This is a genomic window from Flavobacterium lacustre (assembly GCF_027474525.2).
Lineage (GTDB): Bacteria > Bacteroidota > Bacteroidia > Flavobacteriales > Flavobacteriaceae > Flavobacterium > Flavobacterium lacustre.
Genome location: NZ_CP114882.2, coordinates 2,763,091 through 2,781,042, shown reverse-complemented (window position 1 = coordinate 2,781,042; position 17,952 = coordinate 2,763,091). Strand labels below are relative to the sequence as shown.

General features: G+C 34.7%; 15 protein-coding genes. 11 read left to right on the top strand and 4 right to left on the bottom strand.

All coding sequences use genetic code 11. The features are described 5' to 3' along the window. The first annotated feature begins 110 nt into the window (after nt 1–110). The gene (locus O6P34_RS12070; RefSeq protein ID WP_269684761.1) at nt 111–1,349 is read left to right on the top strand and encodes an ammonium transporter; all 1,239 of its coding nucleotides are present in this window, start codon (nt 111–113) and stop codon (nt 1,347–1,349) included. An 82-nt stretch (nt 1,350–1,431) separates the two neighbouring features. Here O6P34_RS12070 and mgtA read toward each other — a convergent pair whose 3' ends face one another. Both mgtA and O6P34_RS12060 read right to left on the bottom strand, forming a co-directional pair. Continuing rightward, nucleotides 1,432–3,951 carry a magnesium-translocating P-type ATPase gene (gene mgtA, locus O6P34_RS12065; RefSeq protein ID WP_269684760.1) on the bottom strand — a complete coding sequence of 840 codons (2,520 nt, stop codon included), beginning with the start codon at nt 3,949–3,951 and terminating at the stop codon, nt 1,432–1,434. Nucleotides 3,952–4,237: 286 nt separating this feature from the next. Continuing rightward, nucleotides 4,238–6,034 (bottom strand): glycoside hydrolase family 13 protein, encoded by a 1,797-nt coding sequence (locus O6P34_RS12060; protein WP_269684759.1) that lies wholly within the window; start codon nt 6,032–6,034, stop codon nt 4,238–4,240. Nucleotides 6,035–6,722: 688 nt separating this feature from the next. Between O6P34_RS12060 and nadC the strand changes: the two genes are divergently transcribed. The 4 genes from nadC (at nt 6,723) to priA (ending at nt 11,548) form a co-directional block, all read left to right on the top strand. Further along, nucleotides 6,723–7,580 carry a carboxylating nicotinate-nucleotide diphosphorylase gene (gene nadC / locus O6P34_RS12055; RefSeq protein ID WP_269684758.1) on the top strand — a complete coding sequence of 286 codons (858 nt, stop codon included), beginning with the start codon at nt 6,723–6,725 and terminating at the stop codon, nt 7,578–7,580. Between the two features lie 3 nt (nt 7,581–7,583). After that, entirely contained in the window at nt 7,584–8,507 is a 924-nt protein-coding gene (locus O6P34_RS12050; protein WP_269684757.1) for a YihY/virulence factor BrkB family protein, read from the top strand. Between the two features lie 99 nt (nt 8,508–8,606). Beyond that, nucleotides 8,607–9,041 (top strand): DUF2147 domain-containing protein, encoded by a 435-nt coding sequence (locus O6P34_RS12045; RefSeq protein ID WP_269684756.1) that lies wholly within the window; start codon nt 8,607–8,609, stop codon nt 9,039–9,041. 41 nt (nt 9,042–9,082) lie between these two features. Then, nucleotides 9,083–11,548 carry a replication restart helicase PriA gene (gene priA, locus O6P34_RS12040; protein ID WP_269684755.1) on the top strand — a complete coding sequence of 822 codons (2,466 nt, stop codon included), beginning with the start codon at nt 9,083–9,085 and terminating at the stop codon, nt 11,546–11,548. 14 nt (nt 11,549–11,562) lie between these two features. Here priA and O6P34_RS12035 read toward each other — a convergent pair whose 3' ends face one another. Next, nucleotides 11,563–12,258 (bottom strand): LytR/AlgR family response regulator transcription factor, encoded by a 696-nt coding sequence (locus O6P34_RS12035; RefSeq protein ID WP_269684754.1) that lies wholly within the window; start codon nt 12,256–12,258, stop codon nt 11,563–11,565. Nucleotides 12,259–12,424: 166 nt separating this feature from the next. Between O6P34_RS12035 and rpsF the strand changes: the two genes are divergently transcribed. The 6 genes from rpsF to O6P34_RS12005 all read left to right on the top strand — a co-directional run bounded on the left by rpsF (nt 12,425) and on the right by O6P34_RS12005 (nt 16,998). Then, nucleotides 12,425–12,766, top strand: coding sequence for a 30S ribosomal protein S6 (gene rpsF, locus O6P34_RS12030; protein ID WP_077370382.1), 342 nt, complete (start codon nt 12,425–12,427; stop codon nt 12,764–12,766). A 5-nt stretch (nt 12,767–12,771) separates the two neighbouring features. Further along, entirely contained in the window at nt 12,772–13,068 is a 297-nt protein-coding gene (rpsR, locus tag O6P34_RS12025) for a 30S ribosomal protein S18 (RefSeq protein WP_007138295.1), read from the top strand. Between the two features lie 64 nt (nt 13,069–13,132). Next, entirely contained in the window at nt 13,133–13,576 is a 444-nt protein-coding gene (rplI, locus tag O6P34_RS12020) for a 50S ribosomal protein L9 (RefSeq protein WP_269684753.1), read from the top strand. 140 nt (nt 13,577–13,716) lie between these two features. Further along, nucleotides 13,717–14,190, top strand: a complete 474-nt coding sequence (locus O6P34_RS12015; RefSeq protein WP_269684752.1) for a DUF6495 family protein — start codon at nt 13,717–13,719, stop codon at nt 14,188–14,190. A gap of 78 nt (nt 14,191–14,268) precedes the next feature. Then, nucleotides 14,269–16,266, top strand: a complete 1,998-nt coding sequence (ligA, locus tag O6P34_RS12010; protein ID WP_269684751.1) for an NAD-dependent DNA ligase LigA — start codon at nt 14,269–14,271, stop codon at nt 16,264–16,266. Between the two features lie 15 nt (nt 16,267–16,281). Continuing rightward, entirely contained in the window at nt 16,282–16,998 is a 717-nt protein-coding gene (locus O6P34_RS12005) for a hypothetical protein (RefSeq protein WP_269684750.1), read from the top strand. Here the strand turns inward: O6P34_RS12005 and O6P34_RS12000 are convergent. Next, the gene (locus O6P34_RS12000; protein WP_269684749.1) at nt 16,988–17,899 is read right to left on the bottom strand and encodes a bifunctional metallophosphatase/5'-nucleotidase; all 912 of its coding nucleotides are present in this window, start codon (nt 17,897–17,899) and stop codon (nt 16,988–16,990) included. The genes O6P34_RS12005 and O6P34_RS12000 overlap by 11 nt on opposite strands. Between the last annotated feature and the right edge of the window lie 53 nt (nt 17,900–17,952).

Below are 17,952 nucleotides of genomic sequence, written 5' to 3'. Positions count from 1 at the left end.
GTACCACCTCGTTTTATATAAAATTAACAATTTTTATAAAAAATGATATAAAAATGGCGTAAAAATATTAGCGGATTTGTATAATTTTGCGCAAAACTAAAAAAAATATTATGTTAGATGTTGGATTAACCACCTTTATGATTCTTGCCACTAGTTTGGTAATGTTGATGACACCTGGTCTTGCTTTTTTTTATGGCGGATTGGGTTGTAATAAAAATATTTTGAGTATTATGATGCAAAGCTTTGTTTCTATGGGAATAGGAACAGTACTTTGGTTTGCTTTCGGTTACTCGCTTTGTTTTAGTGGAAATGTGGACTCCGGAACTGATTTTTTTGGAATCATAGGGAATTTTGATAAAGCCTTTTATCACGGAATTACACCTTCTACTTTATATTCTGCTGACAAACGTTTTCCGGAATATATATTTATTGCATACCAAATGATGTTTGCCATCATTACGCCAGCCTTAATTACAGGTGCTTTTATCAATAGAGTTTCGTTTAAATCATATGTTGTTTTCCTTATTTTGTGGCAAATATTCGTTTATTATCCATTCGTTCATATGGTTTGGGGTGGCGGATTGCTTGCTGAATGGGGTGTTTTTGATTTCGCAGGTGGAATTACCGTTCATGCTACTGCAGGTTTTGCTGCTTTGGCATCTGTATATTTTGTAGGGAAAAGACAAACGAAACACGAACCTAATAATATTCCGTTGGTGGCAATTGGAACCGCCTTGCTTTGGTTTGGTTGGTACGGTTTTAACGCGGGAAGTGAATTGGCTGTGAATTCAATTACTATTTCGTCCTTTCTTAACACCGATACTGCCGCTTCATTTGCCGCTGTGACTTGGTTACTAATCGAATGGAATACCGGTAAAAAGAAACCAACGTTTATTGGTTTAATGACTGGTGCAGTAGCCGGATTAGCAACAATTACTCCAGCTGCCGGTTATGTCGATATTTATTCATCGGCTATTATTGGTATTATCGCTGCTTTTGGATGTTTTGCAGCGGTTAAATTCAAAGAACACAAAGGTTGGGATGATGCGCTTGATGTATGGGGCGTTCACGGGATGGGAGGTATCATTGGAACAATTTGTATGGGTTTCTTTGCGAACAGCACAATTAATGAAGCAATTCCAAATGGTTTATTCTACGGTGGTGACGGAATGTTACTGTTCAAAGAATGTATAGCAATTTTGTTTGCTACCAGTTATGCTTTTTTCTTTACGGTGTTATTATTTAAAATTATCAACCGATTTATTCCGGTTCGCATCAACGAAGAGGATCAAACGGTAGGATTAGATATTTTACATCACGGAGAAGTAGCAAGACAAAGCAACTCTTAAAAACTACTTTTAGATCATAAAAAAGGGCAACATTCCAATTGAAATGTTGCCCTTTTTTATAAATAGATTCACTTATATTACTTCAGGCACGATGGTATTTTTTGAAAAACCAAACTTTCAAAATATCTGCCGTAATGATATAAAGTATTACAATAAGCAGCATAGCAAAAAGATTGATTAGAGGTAAAGGACTTAGGCCAATTTCTTTAGCAATAGGTAAATAGGGTAGTCCAATTGTTGTTAATAAGGCAATACTGCTCAATATAAAAAGATATGTTCCGGGTTTGCTTCTGAAAAAGCTTTTATGGGTTCTAATGATGAAAAGAATAAAGAGTTCAGATAATACAGATTCTATGAACCAGCCAGTTTGAAATTCGGATTCTTTAACTTTTAAGACAAACAAAAGAGTGATAAAAGTAATAACGTCAAACAGCGCACTATGAATTCCAAAAATAACCATATAATTACGAATTAAATTTAGGTTCCATTTTCCGGGTCTTACTATTTGTTCCGCATCCACATTGTCTGATGTTACGGTGAGAAAAGGAAAATCGGTTAGAAAATTAGTTAATAGTATCTGTTTTGGGAGCATGGGTAAAAAAGGCAATATTAAGGAAGCTGCAGCAACACTGCACATGTTTCCAAAGGTAGAACCGGTGCTGATATATAAATATTTGAGCGTATTCGCAAAGGTCTTTCTTCCTTCTTTGATTCCGTCAACGATAACCATTAAATTTTTTTCCATTAATACAAAATCTGCGGCTTCTCTGGTCACATCAACAGCATTTTCTACAGATATTCCCACATCGGCTGCTGTAATTGCCGAAACATCATTGATTCCATCACCCATATAAGCAACTGTGTAGGTTTTTCGTAAAGCTAAAATGATGCGTTCTTTTTGTTGCGGTTCTACTTCGGCAAAAATATGTGTTTTCTTTACGAGCTGTTTTAGGCCTTCCGGATTAATGTTGAAAAGTTCTTTTCCAGTCAGCACTACAGGATTTTTTATACCAATATGTTGTGCAATTGATTTCGCTACATTTTTATTGTCTCCGGTTATAATTTTTAAACCTACATTCAGTTTATGTAATTCGATAATGGTTGCAATTATATCAGCTTTTACGGGATCATTTAACAGAATAAAACCGGCAAAAACCATTTCGGTTTCCATTTCTTTAGAAATATTTTCGGATGATATCTCTTTGTAACAAATTCCAATGGCACGAAAACCATCGGAACCAAAGTGTTCAAATTTATTTTCTAATTCCTCTTTGTACAGAGCAATATCATCATGAGTTCCATCTCCTAATTTTATTTTGGTACAAATGCTGAGAATAGGTAGAAAAGCACCTTTACTGATTAATAGCTTTTGGGAGTTGGTTATTATGGCAATGCTTAATCGTTTTCTGATGAAATCATAAGGAACTTCTCCAATTTTTTGTGCATTTTCTCCGGTTTTTAATTTCAATTGTCGTAAGGCGTCATCAATAGCATTAGAGTAGCCAGTTTCAAAAGTGGCATTCCAATACGCTAGTTGTTGTACAAAATCACTTTCTTGTCCAAAACCATCAATTAAACCTGATATTTTGATGTTACCTTCCGTTATAGTACCCGTTTTATCAGTACATAATAAGTTTACTTCTCCAAGGTTTTGAATTGAAGATAATTTTTTTACAATTACTTTTTTATCCAGCATTCGTCTTGCACCGGCACTCATGGCAATAGTTGAAATAGCAGGAAGTAGTTCAGGAGCCATACCAACAGCTAACGCTAATGCAAATAATGCAGATTCAATTGGGTTTTTATGATTTAATAAATTAACTACCAAAATAAAAACGGCGAGTAGCAATGTTATTTTTAATAAAAAAAAACCAAAGTCCTTAATTCCTTTTTCAAAAGAGGTTTCCACTACATTAGTTACGCTTTGGGCAATAGAACCAAAAACAGTTTGGTCTCCAGTTTGTATCACTAAAGCTTTGGCATTGCCACTAACAATATTAGTTCCTTCCCAAAGGCAATTTTTTCTTTGGGAAAGTTCTGTCAACTCTTCCAGAATTCCAACTTCTTTTCTCACCGGAAACGATTCTCCGGTTAAACTGGATTCATTCGCATAGAGTTCAGTGGCTTCGATGATTCTGCAATCTGCGGGTAACAAATCACCGGCATTCAAAAGTAGTACGTCGCCGGCCACAATATGTTTCGAAATAATTTCTGTTACAATTCCATCGCGCAACACGCTACTTTTTATAGAAATCATCGATTGCAATTGCGTTACAATTCTGCTGGCGTTTCTTTCCTGAAAAAAACTAAGCAGTCCCGATGATGTCACAATAAATATAATAATAAACATATCAGAGGTGTCGCCTAGAAATGCAGAAAGAAATATTGCTCCTATCAACAATAACATAATTGGACTTTTAAATTGACGGATAAAAAGTAAAAAATCTTTTTTTAGTATCGATTTACTTTTGGGATGCAGTCCTGCATGAAGTAAGATTTTTTCCGCTTCTAATTTTGTTATTCCTTGTCTGGAACTCTTTAGCTTTTTAAACCAATAGTCAGTGTCAAACTGCCAAAAGTTATCTGTAGATGTGGGTTGCATACCATTTTTTGCGTTTATGAATGATCTTCTAAAAGCTTCTTTTGGTAGGTTTATTTTGTTTTTTTAACGAATTTAAAATGATTTTCAGTTAAAATATCGGGGACTTTTACAGGTATTAAATATATTGATAATTTATTAATAATCAGTGGTATGCGTTGTTTATTGTTGATTTTACAAAACGAAATAATTTTCAATATATTTTAGCCTGAATTGAAAATCATGTACAATAAAAAAAGGGCAACATTCCAATTGAAATGTTGCCCTTTTTCGATTTGATTTTTACGGTTTAAATTCCAGTTAAAACCACAATATCCATTGGTGAGACAGAAAGTTTCTTTACGCGCTTTTGGGTAAATACGTCTTTGTATTTTCCTTTATTGAGGATTGGCAACGTAATCGTTGCAGTTGTAGCACCTCGATTGATGAACACTAATACTTCCTGATTTTCATATTTACGACTGAAACCATACACTTTTTCAGCATCATTTGTCAAGATGGTGGTGTAATTTCCTTTTTTAACCGCATCGTATTGATTGCGTACCGCTAAGAATTTTTGGTACCATTGAAACAGTTCGGTATTAAAACCTACAAGGTCTGGCTCATGTTTACTTTGATCCGGATTAGTAGTTTCCGGGTCATACTTAATGTCGTCCCAAACCATAGGCTTGCGACAATCAGGATCGTTACTTCCCCACATTCCAGCTTCGTCTCCATAATAAATCATTGGTGAACCCAAATACAAAATTTGGAATGCCGCAATCAATTTTTGTTTTTGTAGTTGTACAGGCGTTGGTTTTTGAGTATTGTATGTTTTGTTACCGCTCTTTTGACTCCAATTAAAATACGCGCCCCAATCTCCAAATTTCTTTCCGTCAGGATTGGCCACCGCACTACTAATACGTGTTGCATCGTGACTGCCTACTAAATTTTGCATGTTTTGTGCAACACCTTCGCCAAAACCATCTCGTAATTCTTTCAGTTTTTGGTCAAATTCGGTTACCGAACTGCCTGTTGTATCTTGTACAAAAAAGTCGTGCGTAATAAAAGCAAAATTATAATTCATAGAAGCATCAAATTCATCTCCGCTCAAGTAAGGCAGGGTTTTAGCAATAGGATCTACTAATTCTGCGGTTAAATACGCTTCGCTGTTAATGCTTTTCACCCATTTTCTCCAGTCTTTCCAGAACGGATGCGCCACGCAATACGCCACATCTAATCGCCAACCGTCAATACCGTATTGACTGCCTTTATTCATTGGATTCATCCATCGTTTTGTAGCATTGAAAATATAGTTTTTAGGACCTTCCACAATTCCGTTGGCATCTTCCTTTAATTCGGGTAATGTGGTTACGCCAAACCAACCTTTGTACTCAAACTTGGTTTTTTTGGCCGCATTGTCCCAGCTGTCGACCATAAACCAGTCTTTGTAAGCCGAAGCTTCCTGATTTTTAATCACATCTTTAAAGGCAAAACTATTAATTCCTAAATGGTTAAAAACTCCGTCAAAAATAATGTGCATATCGCGTTTGTGGACTTCTTCAATCAGTTTTACAGCTAAAAGATCTGCTTTGGTCCAAACCCATTTTTCTGGATTTAACGGATCTTCCGCAGCAATTAGTTTTTTATCTCCTTCTGGGTCAGGCCCAAAGGCAGGGTCGATATGATGGTACGTCAACGCATCGTATTTATGTGAAGATGGCGACCAGAAAACCGGACACAAATAAAGAGAGGTTATCCCCAAAGATTTCAGATAATCGAGTTTGTTAATAATACCTTGAATATCGCCACCATAACGACGACGTTGAATATTATGCCAAATGTCTTTCCCGTTTTTTTGTTCATACGGCTGTAATTCATACCAGTCACTTGACCAAGGATGTACTTGGAATTCCGAAGTGCTGTCAAACGGATAAGCACCTTCCTGATCACTGCCTTTAGGGTCATTTGTAAAATCACCATTGCTGAAACGCTCTGGGAAAATTTGGTACCAAACCACGCCTTTACTCCAATTGGGTGTGAAATCCTTTTGAGCCGAAGCAAAGAAAGTCACCAAAAGCGGTACATAAAAAAGTATTTTTTTCATTTATTTAGAAATTAATTATTGTAGTTGGTTAAATGTAGGTAAAACACTTTTTAAAACGAGAGTGTCCTATTTTTTTGTTTTTAGGAAAACGTTGTAGTGTTAATAAATTCCTGAAAGGGTGATTATTTTCCAATAATAATTTGTGCTATTTTCAAAAATTAGGTATAAAAAAGAATTAGTAGTATTTCATTTATAAGTTGTAAAAACAAGTGTTGATTTTTTCAATAAAAACTCAAAAATAACCTAAAATTTTGCGTCAAGAATCTAAGTTTTTACGTATCCCTACGTAAAATTTTACGTCTTGAACCTAAAATTTTAGGTTGGCAAGGTAAAATTTTAGGTGGTACAGCGTAAAATTTTACGCTACTGTACGTAAAATTTTAGGTCAAAAGGGTAAAGGTTTACGTTTAGCTACTTATTTTAGAGCCTCAAATAATAAAAAATAGAATGGAACGAAAAGCATACATTTATGTTTAATTACTTTTTCAAAATATCTTTTTCAAATGGCACTATGCATTTTATTTTACATGGAATGCCTTTTTTACTCTGTTTCTATGTGTTAAAATGAATTACACACAACGGCTATATTATTTCATTATAATTTCAAACGCACCTAAATTATCAAACCTTCAAATTTTCAAGTCCGCAAAATAAATCTTACTTTAGCAGTTCTAAAAAAAGCAACCAAATGATTAGCGAATCCCAGTTTCAAAACGAATTACAAATCTTAATTGCTAATGCCATCCGCGAAGATGTAGGTCCTGGAGATTACAGCTCATTGGCATGTATTCCTGCTACTGCTAACGGAAAAGCCAAATTGTTAGTCAAAGAAAACGGTATCATTGCCGGTGTCGCTTTGGCCAAAATGATATTCGAATATGTCGATCCAAGTTTGCAAATAGAGACTTTTATCAACGACGGAACTGCCGTACAATATGGTGATGTAGTTTTTCACGTTTCGGGAAGTTCACAATCTATTTTAAAATCGGAACGCGTAGTATTAAACTCCATGCAACGCATGTCTGCTATTGCTACAAAAACTCAGGAATACGTTAAGCTACTCGAAGGAACCCAAACCCAAATATTAGATACCCGTAAAACCACACCCGGTTTCCGTGCTGCCGAAAAATGGGCAGTGAAAATAGGAGGAGGCGAAAACCACCGTTTTGCCCTCTATGACATGATTATGCTCAAGGACAATCATAATGATTTTGCTGGCGGCATCACTTTGGCAATAGCCAAAACCAAAGCTTTTTTACAAGAAAATAATCTAGATTTAAAAATCATAGTCGAAGCCAGAAACCTCGACGAAATCAAAGAAATCCTGCAAAGCGAAGGCATTCACCGAATCCTAATAGACAATTTTAACTACGAAGATACTCGTACCGCCGTAGCTTTAATAGGGGACAAATGCCAAACAGAATCCTCCGGTAACATCAATGAGGACACGATACGATTGTATGCTGAATGTGGTGTAAATTACATATCCTCAGGGGCTTTAACACACTCTGTTTCTAATATGGATTTAAGTCTAAAAGCGATATAAATCATGTCAGCGGAAATAGAAGTAAAGCTCCAAAAAATCCCCATAGTACGCAACATCGCAAACGTACTCAAGAAGATAAAACTGCCATGGCTGCAAGGATTATCCCTTTATGATTTGCTTGAATTGTATATTTTGGGCATTATCGAAGGGGCTTTTTCGTACCATGCCAGCGCCGTTGCCTTCAGTTTTTTTATGGCGTTGTTTCCCTTTGCGCTTTTTATTTTAAATCTTATTCCATACATACCAATAGTAGGTTTTCAGGATGATTTTCTCGAATTTGTCAAGGAAGGAGTTCCGCCCAATACCTATGATGCGATTTATAAAATCATCAGCGATATCCTGAACAACAGTCATTCCGGCTTATTATCGTCCGGATTTATCTTGTCCATTTTTTTAATGGCCAACGGATTATCGGGCATACTCGGCGGTTTCGAATCCTCAAAACATGTATTAATCAAACGTGGTTTTTTTCATCAATATTTAGTTGCTTTAGGCATGTCATTAGTCCTGTCTTTTATACTCTTGGTTACCGTGGCAATCATTGTAGTCTTTGAGGTTTTCATCCAGAGAACCATCATTCAGGATGTATTAAGCGACCGTATTCCGTTGATTATTCTCGGGCGATATGCATTTGTTATTTTGATGATTTTGGTGACTTCTTCGGTTTTGTTGCGCTTTGGAACGAAGCAAGTTCATCGACCAAAATTCATCAGTATTGGTTCTGTTTTTACAACCATTCTGATTATTATTTCTTCCTATTTCTTCGGAATTTGGGTAGTGAAATTCTCTAAATACAACGAACTTTACGGCTCCATCGGAACCCTGCTTATCCTGATGTTTTACATTTGGATTAACTGCATGATTCTGCTTTTGGGCTTCGAATTGAATGCTACCATCAACAAATTAAAAAAGAAAAATACCGTTTAATTTTTCAGAAGCTAATCCAGCTATACGTTACAATCTTATGTGCCGAACGCCGGCACACAAGGATTTTCACTACTATCTGGGCTAAAACACCACTCAATTATGAACAAATGGATTGTTTACCTTTCGACTTTATTTTTTACAATACTTTTTCATGCGCAACAACCTACCGTCATCGGAAAATGGAAAACCATCGATGATGAAACCGGAAAAGCCAAATCAATTGTAGAAATTTACGAGAAATCAGGAAAAATCTATGGCAAAGTAGCGGCGATTTTAGAAGCCGAACACCGCGACAAAGTTTGTTTAAATTGTTCAGGTGAAGATAGAAACAAACCCATTCTTGGTATGATTATCATCAAAGGATTAACCAAAGAAGGATCCGAATATAGCTCAGGTAAAATCCTGGACCCCAAAAACGGAAAGCTTTATAAATGCTACATCACTTTAGAATCCAAAGATAAACTCAAAGTGCGCGGTTATATTGGGGTTTCATTGTTTGGAAGAACCCAATATTGGTATCGGGTAAAAAATTAAAATAGAATCGTAAATTTGTCCTGTAACCTGAATCTCTTTCCATGTATTTTGTCGAAGTAATTTTACCACTTTCTCTAGCCAAAACCTTTACGTACCGTATTTCGGAAACCGAATTCCATTATATCAAAAAAGGAATGCGCGTGGCAGTGCCATTTGGTAAAAGCAAAATGTACACGGCTCTGGTTATAGCAACACATCAAAACCAACCCACTTTATACGAAGCCAAAGAAATTCATCAAATTCTGGATGAAAAACCCATTGTAACCGAAATACAAATTGCACATTGGCAATGGATTTCGACCTATTATATGTGTGCTATCGGTGATGTATATCGTGGTGCCATGCCCAGTGCTTTGCTATTAGAAAGTGAAACGGTTATTACTCATAAACAGGATGTGTTTGTAGATGAAAGTCAGCTTTCGGATGATGAATTTTTGGTATATCAGGCGTTGCAACAGCAGAGTTCGTTGAAAGTACATGATATCATTTCCATTTTAAACAAGAAAAATATAGTTCCTGTTCTTCAAAAATTGATAGACAAAAATATATTGGTACTCGAAGAAGAAATTCAAGAAAGTTATAAACCCAAACTGGTTCGTTATGTGCGTTTGCACTCTAAATACGAATCGAATACCGGTTTAAGCGAATTGATTGAAACCTTGAAAAATGCTAATAAGCAAAGGGAAATTGTGATGAGTTATTTTCAACTCAGCGCTTCCGAAAAGACCCGAGGCGAAGCTAAACCCATTACTGTAAAAAAATTAATAGAAGTTGCTAATTCTTCCTCGGCGGTAGTTAAAGCATTAATTGAAAAAGAAATATTCGAGGAATATTTTATTCAGGAAGACCGAGTAAATTTTGCCGGAAAGGCACAAGAAAAAGCCTTGTTATTGAGTCAGGCACAGCAAACGGCTTTTAACGGAATAAAAGACAGTTTCACTCAAAAAGAAGTTTGTTTGTTACACGGCGTAACTTCCAGTGGAAAAACAGAAATATATATCAAGCTTATTGAAGAATACTTGGTTACAGGCAAACAAGTTTTGTATTTGTTACCCGAAATCGCTTTGACGACACAATTAGTAGGTCGTTTGCGAGCTTATTTTGGAGATAAAGTAGCCGTATTTCATTCTAAATACAACAACAACGAGCGAGTTGAAGTCTGGAAACAGGTTCTAGAGAATTCGCCAAAAGCTCAAATCGTAATAGGAGCGAGGTCGGCCTTATTTTTGCCTTTTTATCAGCTTGGTTTTATCATCGTCGATGAAGAGCACGAGCAGACCTTTAAGCAGGTAGATCCTGCGCCACGTTATCATGCGCGTGATGCAGCGATTGTTTTGGCACATTCGCATCAGGCAAAAGTACTTTTGGGTTCGGCAACACCTAGTTTAGAAACCTATTTTAATGCACAATCAGAAAAATATGGTTTAGTCGAAATTTCAGAACGCTTTGGGAACGTACAAATGCCCCTAATTGAATTGGTTGATTTGAAAGATAAATACTTCCGTAAACGAATGACGGGACATTTTAGTGATACTTTGATAGACGATATTACTTTGGCTTTGTCATTGGGAGAACAAGTAATTTTATTTCAAAACAGGAGAGGATATTCTCCTATTATAGAATGCATGACTTGCGGACACGTGCCACAATGCCAGCAATGTGATGTTAGTTTGACCTATCACAAGCATAAGAATCAATTGCGTTGTCATTATTGTGGCTACTCGATGGCAAAACCTACAAACTGTCATTCGTGTTCCAGTATTGATTTGACGACTAAGGGTTTTGGAACCGAACAAATCGAGCAAGAATTGATTTCTATTTTTCCATTGGCAAAAACTGGTCGAATGGATCAGGACACAACGCGAGGGAAATTTGGTTTCGAGAAAATTATCGACAGTTTCAAAAATAGGGAAGTAGATATTTTGGTGGGCACTCAAATGCTTGCAAAAGGATTAGATTTTGACAACGTGAGTTTAGTAGGAATAATGAATGCCGATACGATGTTGTATCATCCTGATTTTAGAGCTTTCGAACGAAGTTTTCAAATGATGACGCAGGTTGCAGGTCGTGCAGGTCGTTCAGAGAAGCAAGGAAAAGTGATTATTCAGACTTATAATCCCAATCATAATACAATTCAGCAGGTTACAAATAATGATTATTTTGGTATGTACAAGGAGCAATTGTACGACCGACAAATTTATAAATATCCGCCTTATTTCAGAATTATAAAAGTGACGCTCAAACACCGTGATTTTGATAAATTAAAAGAAGGAGCGATGTGGTTGTATCAAGTAATGAGTCAAAATCTGAATATGCCGGTTTTGGGGCCGGAAGAACCCGCCATCAGCCGAATCAGAAATGAATATATTCGAACAATATTGATTAAGATACCGCAAAATACGCCGATAGGAAGCACAAAAAAAACTATTCAAAAAATATTGAATAGTTTTGAGGCTGTTGCGCTTTACAGAGCAATTAAAGTTACGTTAAACGTCGATTTTTATTAAAGTACTAATATTGCTTATGCAAAAGTTAGTGCTTTTACTAAATCTTCTTTTTTGTTTCTGCTTAATGGAATTTTTGTCAGACCGATTTCGGCAAATTTACTGTTGAAACGTTCTACTTTATCAATATTGATAATATATGATTTGTGTACGCGTATAAACTTCTCTTTGGACAAATCATTTTCGAAAGATTTCATAGTAGAAAGAACCAGATTGCTGTCTTCTTCGGTTACGACTCTTACATAATCACCAAAAGCTTCAATCCATTTTATTTTGGAAGTGAAAATTTTTAATTTTTTCAAATTACTTTTGATAAAAATATGTTCGCCTTCGTCTTCTTTATTCTCTTTTTTAAGCATATACAAATCCATTACTCTTTTTACAGAAGCATTAAATCGATCTATGGCAATTGGTTTTTGGAGATAGTCTGTGGCATCATAATCAAAGGCTTTCATTGCATATTCGGCCTTAGAAGTGATAAAAACAATTTGAGGTTTTATTTTCAAACCATCCAAAAAGTCAAATCCGCTTATTACCGGCATTTCAACATCTAAAAATATTAAATCCACGGTGTGAATAGACATACAACTTCTTGCTTCAATTGCATTAGAAAAATCACCAATTAAATGTAAATTTGGGTGATTATTCACTAACTTTGCAATGATCATCCTTTGTATGGAGCTATCATCTACAACAACACAATTTAGTTTCATAATAGTATATTTATTAATAATATAAAGTAAATATACCACGAAATAATTAGAAAAACTAATTTTTATCGGTTTTTTTCGTAGTACAACGAATAAAGCCAAAATTTCTTTGTGCATTAAAAAATTATCATTACTTTTGCACCCAAATTAACAAATAAATACATTATTTATGAATCATTATGAAACTGTTTTCATTTTAAATCCCGTTTTATCTGAAGTTCAGGTAAAGGAAACAGTAAGCAAATTTGAAGATTTTCTTACTAGTAGAGGAGCTGAAATGGTATCTAAAGAAGACTGGGGTCTTAAAAAGATGGCTTACGAAATCCAAAACAAGAAAAGTGGTTTTTACCATTTGTTCGAATTTAAAGTATCAGGAGAAGTTCTTATTGCTTTTGAAACTGAATTCAGACGTGACGAAAGAGTTATGCGTTTCTTAACTGTAAGTCTTGACAAACATGCTATCTCTTGGGCTGAAAGAAGAAGAGCAAAACTTAAATCTCAAAAAGCTTAATTATCATGGCAACATTACAACAATCTGCTTCAGGAAAAAAAGACGGAGATATCAGATATCTTACGCCTTTGAACATAGAAACTAACAAAACTAAAAAGTATTGTCGTTTCAAAAAATCAGGTATCAAATATATTGATTATAAAGATGCTGATTTCTTATTGAAATTCGTAAACGAACAAGGGAAAATTCTTCCACGTCGTTTAACTGGAACTTCATTAAAATACCAAAGAAAAGTGTCTGTAGCTGTAAAAAGAGCTCGTCACTTAGCTTTAATGCCATATGTGGCTGATTTACTAAAATAATATTTAACTCAGTTGTTGGTTTTCTGAAACATGAAACCTAACTTCTATAATAAAGGACAACAACATGGAACTTATTTTAAAGAAAGACGTTCAAAATTTAGGATTTAAAGATGATGTAGTAACTGTGAAAAATGGTTACGGTCGTAACTTTTTGATTCCACAAGGTCACGCACAATTAGCAACTCCTTCTGCAAAGAAAGTATTAGCTGAAAACCTAAAACAAAGAGCGCACAAAGAAGCTAAAGTTGTAGCAGATGCAAAAGCATTAGCTGAAGCTTTGAAAGCTATCGAAATTAAAATCTTTGCAAAAGCAGGTGGTGAAAAATTATTCGGTTCAATCACGAATATTGATATCGCTGAAGCTTTAGCTAAAGGAGGTCAAGTAATTGACAGAAAATTCATCACTAGCGGTATCGTTAAACGTACTGGTAAATACGCTGCAAGCGTTCGTTTACACAGAGATGTAATCGTAGAATTAGCTTACGAAATTGTTGCTGAAAAAGCATAATTTCTTAATTCATACTACTAAATCCCGATGTAAATCGGGATTTTTTTTGTTTAATCTGAACTCATTTCAGATTATTTAATCCTAAATTATAACACATTGAGCTCCTTATTTAAAAAGGTGCTGAGATAAATTCAGTAGAAATGAAATACTCAAGATTAACAAAAGAGCAATTTGAAGAATTGAATCAGGAATTCAGTACTTTTCTGGCTACTCAGGCAATTGATCAAGCCGAATGGGATGTGATTAAAACCGAAAAACCGGAAATAGCAGAGCAGGAATTAGATGTGTTTTCAGATTTAATTTGGGAAGGCGTTCTGACAAAAGCTGTGTATTTAGAGCATTTTTCTAAAAATCATATTTTTCTTTTTCATTGTTTTGATACTTATGTGAAGTCTATTGTTTTGAAATCATTAGTTCCTGAAACTGATTTTTTGACCCGTGAAGGCTTACAATGGCTTAGTGATAATATGTTTACGGATACTATTGAAATGAAAGTAGGTAAAAAAGAATTTACTGACGAACGCAATGTGTCCATTTTTGGATTGATACAACAAGGTGCTTTCTTAAGTGACGGACAATTATATCAACAAATAAATTCGATTATTGAATCGTAATTTTATCGTTATTTCTTTTAATTTGGTTATTTTAGTGCATTATTTAAAGCATTATAATAGCCAATTTTTTTATTTTCTATGGACATTCAAAATACAATTCAAACCTTAAGAGCCGAATTAAATCAACACAATTATAATTACTATGTGTTAGATAAACCAACGATTTCTGACTTTGAATTTGATTTGAAGTTAAAACAGCTTCAAGATTTAGAAAATAAATATCCAGAATTTTTTGATGAAAATTCACCAACACAACGCATCGGTGGTGCCATTACAAAGAACTTTCAGACTGTACCACACGAATATCGTATGTATTCCTTAGATAATTCTTATTCTAAAGAAGATTTAATTGACTGGGAAATCCGTATCCAAAAAGTATTAGGCAATGTGCCATTAGAATATACCTGCGAACTTAAATATGATGGTGCTTCCATAAGTATTACGTATGAAAACGGAAAACTTAAACGCGCTGTTACCCGAGGCGATGGTTTTCAAGGAGATGATGTGACCAATAATATTAAAACTATAAAATCAATACCATTGCAATTAAAAGGGAACTATCCCGAAAAATTTGCTGTGCGAGGAGAGATTATTTTACCTTTTGCCGGATTTGAAAAAATGAATCAGGAATTGATTGAAATTGGTGAAACACCGTATTCAAATCCTAGAAATACTGCTTCAGGAAGTTTAAAATTGCAAGACAGTACCGAAGTGGCTAAACGTCCTTTAGATTGTTTGTTATACTTTTTGATAGGGAATAATTTACCTTTCAATACGCAATTTGAAGGTTTAGAAACTGCAAGAAGTTGGGGTTTCAAAGCTCCAAAAGAAGCCAAGTTAGCTCATAATATGGAAGAAGTTTTTCAATACATTGATTATTGGGATACGCATAGACATAATCTTCCCTATGAAACGGATGGCGTGGTAATAAAAGTAAATAGTTTCCAGCATCAAGATGAATTGGGCTTTACGGCCAAATCGCCACGTTGGGCAATTGCTTATAAATTCAAATCAGAACAAGTTTCCACTAAATTAAAATCCATTTCTTACCAAGTGGGACGAACAGGAGCGATTACTCCTGTTGCTAATTTAGAACCTGTACAATTGGCAGGAACAATTGTAAAACGTGCTTCTTTGCATAATGCTGATCAAATAGAAAAATTAGATATTCGAGTAGGAGATACCGTTTTTGTGGAAAAAGGAGGAGAGATAATCCCTAAAATAATTGCTGTTGATTTAAGTCAGCGTCCCGAAAATGCAAGTGTTACCGAATATATCACTCATTGTCCTGAATGCAATACAGAATTAATACGAGGTGAAGGAGAAGCAAATCATTATTGTCCTAATTTTTATGGTTGTCCACCACAGATTATAGGTCGAATTCAGCATTATATTTCCAGAAAAGCGATGGATATTGAAGGACTTGGTGGAGAAACAGTAGCCTTATTGTTCAATAATGGGTTAGTACACAATTATGCAGATTTATATGAGTTAACTGTTGAGCAGATATTACCTTTGGAACGAATGGCTCAAAAATCGGCAGAGAATTTAGTGAAAGGAGTAGCACATTCAAAAGAGGTTCCTTTTGAGCGTGTGTTATTTGCTTTAGGCATTCGATTTGTTGGTGAGACAGTGGCTAAAAAATTAGCGAAGCATTATAAAAGTATTGATGCTCTGAGTCAAGCCAGTTTGATGGACTTAATTTTAGTAGATGAAATTGGGGATAGAATTGCTCAAAGTGTACTTGATTTCTTTGAAAATCAAGAAAACAGAAAAATCATTGACCGACTGAAAAAATACGGAATACAATTTGAAGTTGTTGAAAAAGTAAACCCAAACGCAACTACTAAACTCATCGGCAAAACATTCGTTGTTTCTGGTGTTTTCGAAAAATTCTCGAGAGATGATTTGAAAAAAGCCATTGAAGATAACGGTGGCAAAGTAGGAAGTTCTATTTCTGCAAAAACAGATTATGTTGTTGCGGGAGATAATATGGGACCTGCAAAATTAGAAAAAGCGAATAAACTCAATATTCCTATAATCTCTGAAAATGAATTTATGGATTTAATAAATTAAAAATAAATACCGTATATGTTAGTTTCTAAAGATAAAAACAGCACTGAAAAATGGCTTACAATTTTGTTTTTTGCTGTAGCAGCCATTGAGGTTACAGTTGAATCATTGGCTAACAAACCACTGCTATTTGTTTTTAAACCACTAATTTCAATACTATTGATGATTCTGTATTGGAACACTTCAGCCCAAAAAAATCCGCTTTTTTTTGTTGCAATACTATTTTCATTAATTACGAATGCATTCTTTATTCCTAATACTGAGAAAATGCTATTTATAGGATTGCTTTTCTTTTTTGTACATCGAATCTTGATGATTTATTATATTGTAAAATTAATTAAATTAAGAGATTACATTCCTTTATGTATAGCAGTTCTTCCGTTTATTTTTCTCTTTTTTTATTTATTATCTATTTCTACGGGAATCACTTCAAAAAGTTATTTTATTTTGATAATTCAAAATATATTAATTTCTATTATCGGAGGAATTGCCGTATCTAATTATGTGATGAATGATGTCAAAAAAAGTCCGCTACTATTGATTTTTGGATTAGTATCGGTTACTCAATATTTTATAGTTTTTATTGAAAAATATTATCTTTCATCATTAGCGCCAACTATTTTTAGACCATTGGCTATGACTTTAAATATTGCGGTCTATTACATTTTTTATAAATATGTAATCGATGTTGAAAATTCTAATTTTGCTTTAGACCCAAATAAAATTATACAATAATAGATTTTGCTTCATGAGATTTAGCTTTGTCATTGTCTAAGTAAAAATCAATTCTACCCAGATTGATACCGTAACAACCAACTTGATTCACTAAAACCTCTCTCCCAACACTGTTTTTCACAATCGTTGGTTTATCCAGGAAAGTATGAGTATGACCACCAATTATCAAATCAATATCCTGAGTTAATTCCGCTAATTTCAAATCACAAATTTTTGTTGGCTCCTCTTTGTATTTGTATCCCAAATGTGACAAACAAATTACTAAATCACATTTTTGTTCTTTCTTTAAAATACGAACCATGTCTTGCGCTGTCTCAACAGGATTATTCCAAACCGTTTCTTTGTACATTCTCTTATCGACCAAACCTTCAAGTTCAATTCCAAGACCAAAAACACCTACTTTTATTCCGTTTTTATGGAAGATTTTATACGGTTTAACAAAACCATCCATTGCGGTATTTTTAAAATCATAATTCGCAGAAACAAATTCAAAAGTGGCGTGAGGCATTTGAGCGCGCAAACCTTCTACAGCGTTATCAAAATCATGATTCCCAATGGTTGACAAATCATATTGCATCATGCTCATCAATTTAAATTCCAATTCACCACCATAATAGTTAAAATAAGGAGTTCCTTGAAAAATATCACCAGCATCAAGCAGTAAAAGATTGGGGTTTTCTTTTCGAATCGTTTCAATCAAAGCCGCTCTGCGAACCACGCCACCCATATTCGGATTTCTGGGATGATCCGCCGGAAAAGGATCGATATAACTGTGAACATCATTAGTATGCAAAATCGTTAAGTGTTTTATATCAACAGATTTAAAACTGCTCATCGAAACACCTAAACCAAGCAATGCTGTACCTGCAGCTGTTTTTTCTATAAAATCTCTTCTTTTCATTTTTTTATTTTTTGGAGCTTAATCCAGCTTTCCGTTTCAATCCACGCAAAAAA

Coding starts and splice junctions, on each gene's coding strand:
- O6P34_RS12070 (WP_269684761.1), top strand. CDS start 111: ATGTTAGATGTTGGATTAACCACCTTTATGATTCTTGCCACTAGTTTG.
- mgtA (WP_269684760.1), bottom strand. CDS start 3,951: ATGCAACCCACATCTACAGATAACTTTTGGCAGTTTGACACTGACTAT.
- O6P34_RS12060 (WP_269684759.1), bottom strand. CDS start 6,034: ATGAAAAAAATACTTTTTTATGTACCGCTTTTGGTGACTTTCTTTGCT.
- nadC (WP_269684758.1), top strand. CDS start 6,723: ATGATTAGCGAATCCCAGTTTCAAAACGAATTACAAATCTTAATTGCT.
- O6P34_RS12050 (WP_269684757.1), top strand. CDS start 7,584: ATGTCAGCGGAAATAGAAGTAAAGCTCCAAAAAATCCCCATAGTACGC.
- O6P34_RS12045 (WP_269684756.1), top strand. CDS start 8,607: ATGAACAAATGGATTGTTTACCTTTCGACTTTATTTTTTACAATACTT.
- priA (WP_269684755.1), top strand. CDS start 9,083: ATGTATTTTGTCGAAGTAATTTTACCACTTTCTCTAGCCAAAACCTTT.
- O6P34_RS12035 (WP_269684754.1), bottom strand. CDS start 12,258: ATGAAACTAAATTGTGTTGTTGTAGATGATAGCTCCATACAAAGGATG.
- rpsF (WP_077370382.1), top strand. CDS start 12,425: ATGAATCATTATGAAACTGTTTTCATTTTAAATCCCGTTTTATCTGAA.
- rpsR (WP_007138295.1), top strand. CDS start 12,772: ATGGCAACATTACAACAATCTGCTTCAGGAAAAAAAGACGGAGATATC.
- rplI (WP_269684753.1), top strand. CDS start 13,133: ATGGAACTTATTTTAAAGAAAGACGTTCAAAATTTAGGATTTAAAGAT.
- O6P34_RS12015 (WP_269684752.1), top strand. CDS start 13,717: ATGAAATACTCAAGATTAACAAAAGAGCAATTTGAAGAATTGAATCAG.
- ligA (WP_269684751.1), top strand. CDS start 14,269: ATGGACATTCAAAATACAATTCAAACCTTAAGAGCCGAATTAAATCAA.
- O6P34_RS12005 (WP_269684750.1), top strand. CDS start 16,282: ATGTTAGTTTCTAAAGATAAAAACAGCACTGAAAAATGGCTTACAATT.
- O6P34_RS12000 (WP_269684749.1), bottom strand. CDS start 17,899: ATGAAAAGAAGAGATTTTATAGAAAAAACAGCTGCAGGTACAGCATTG.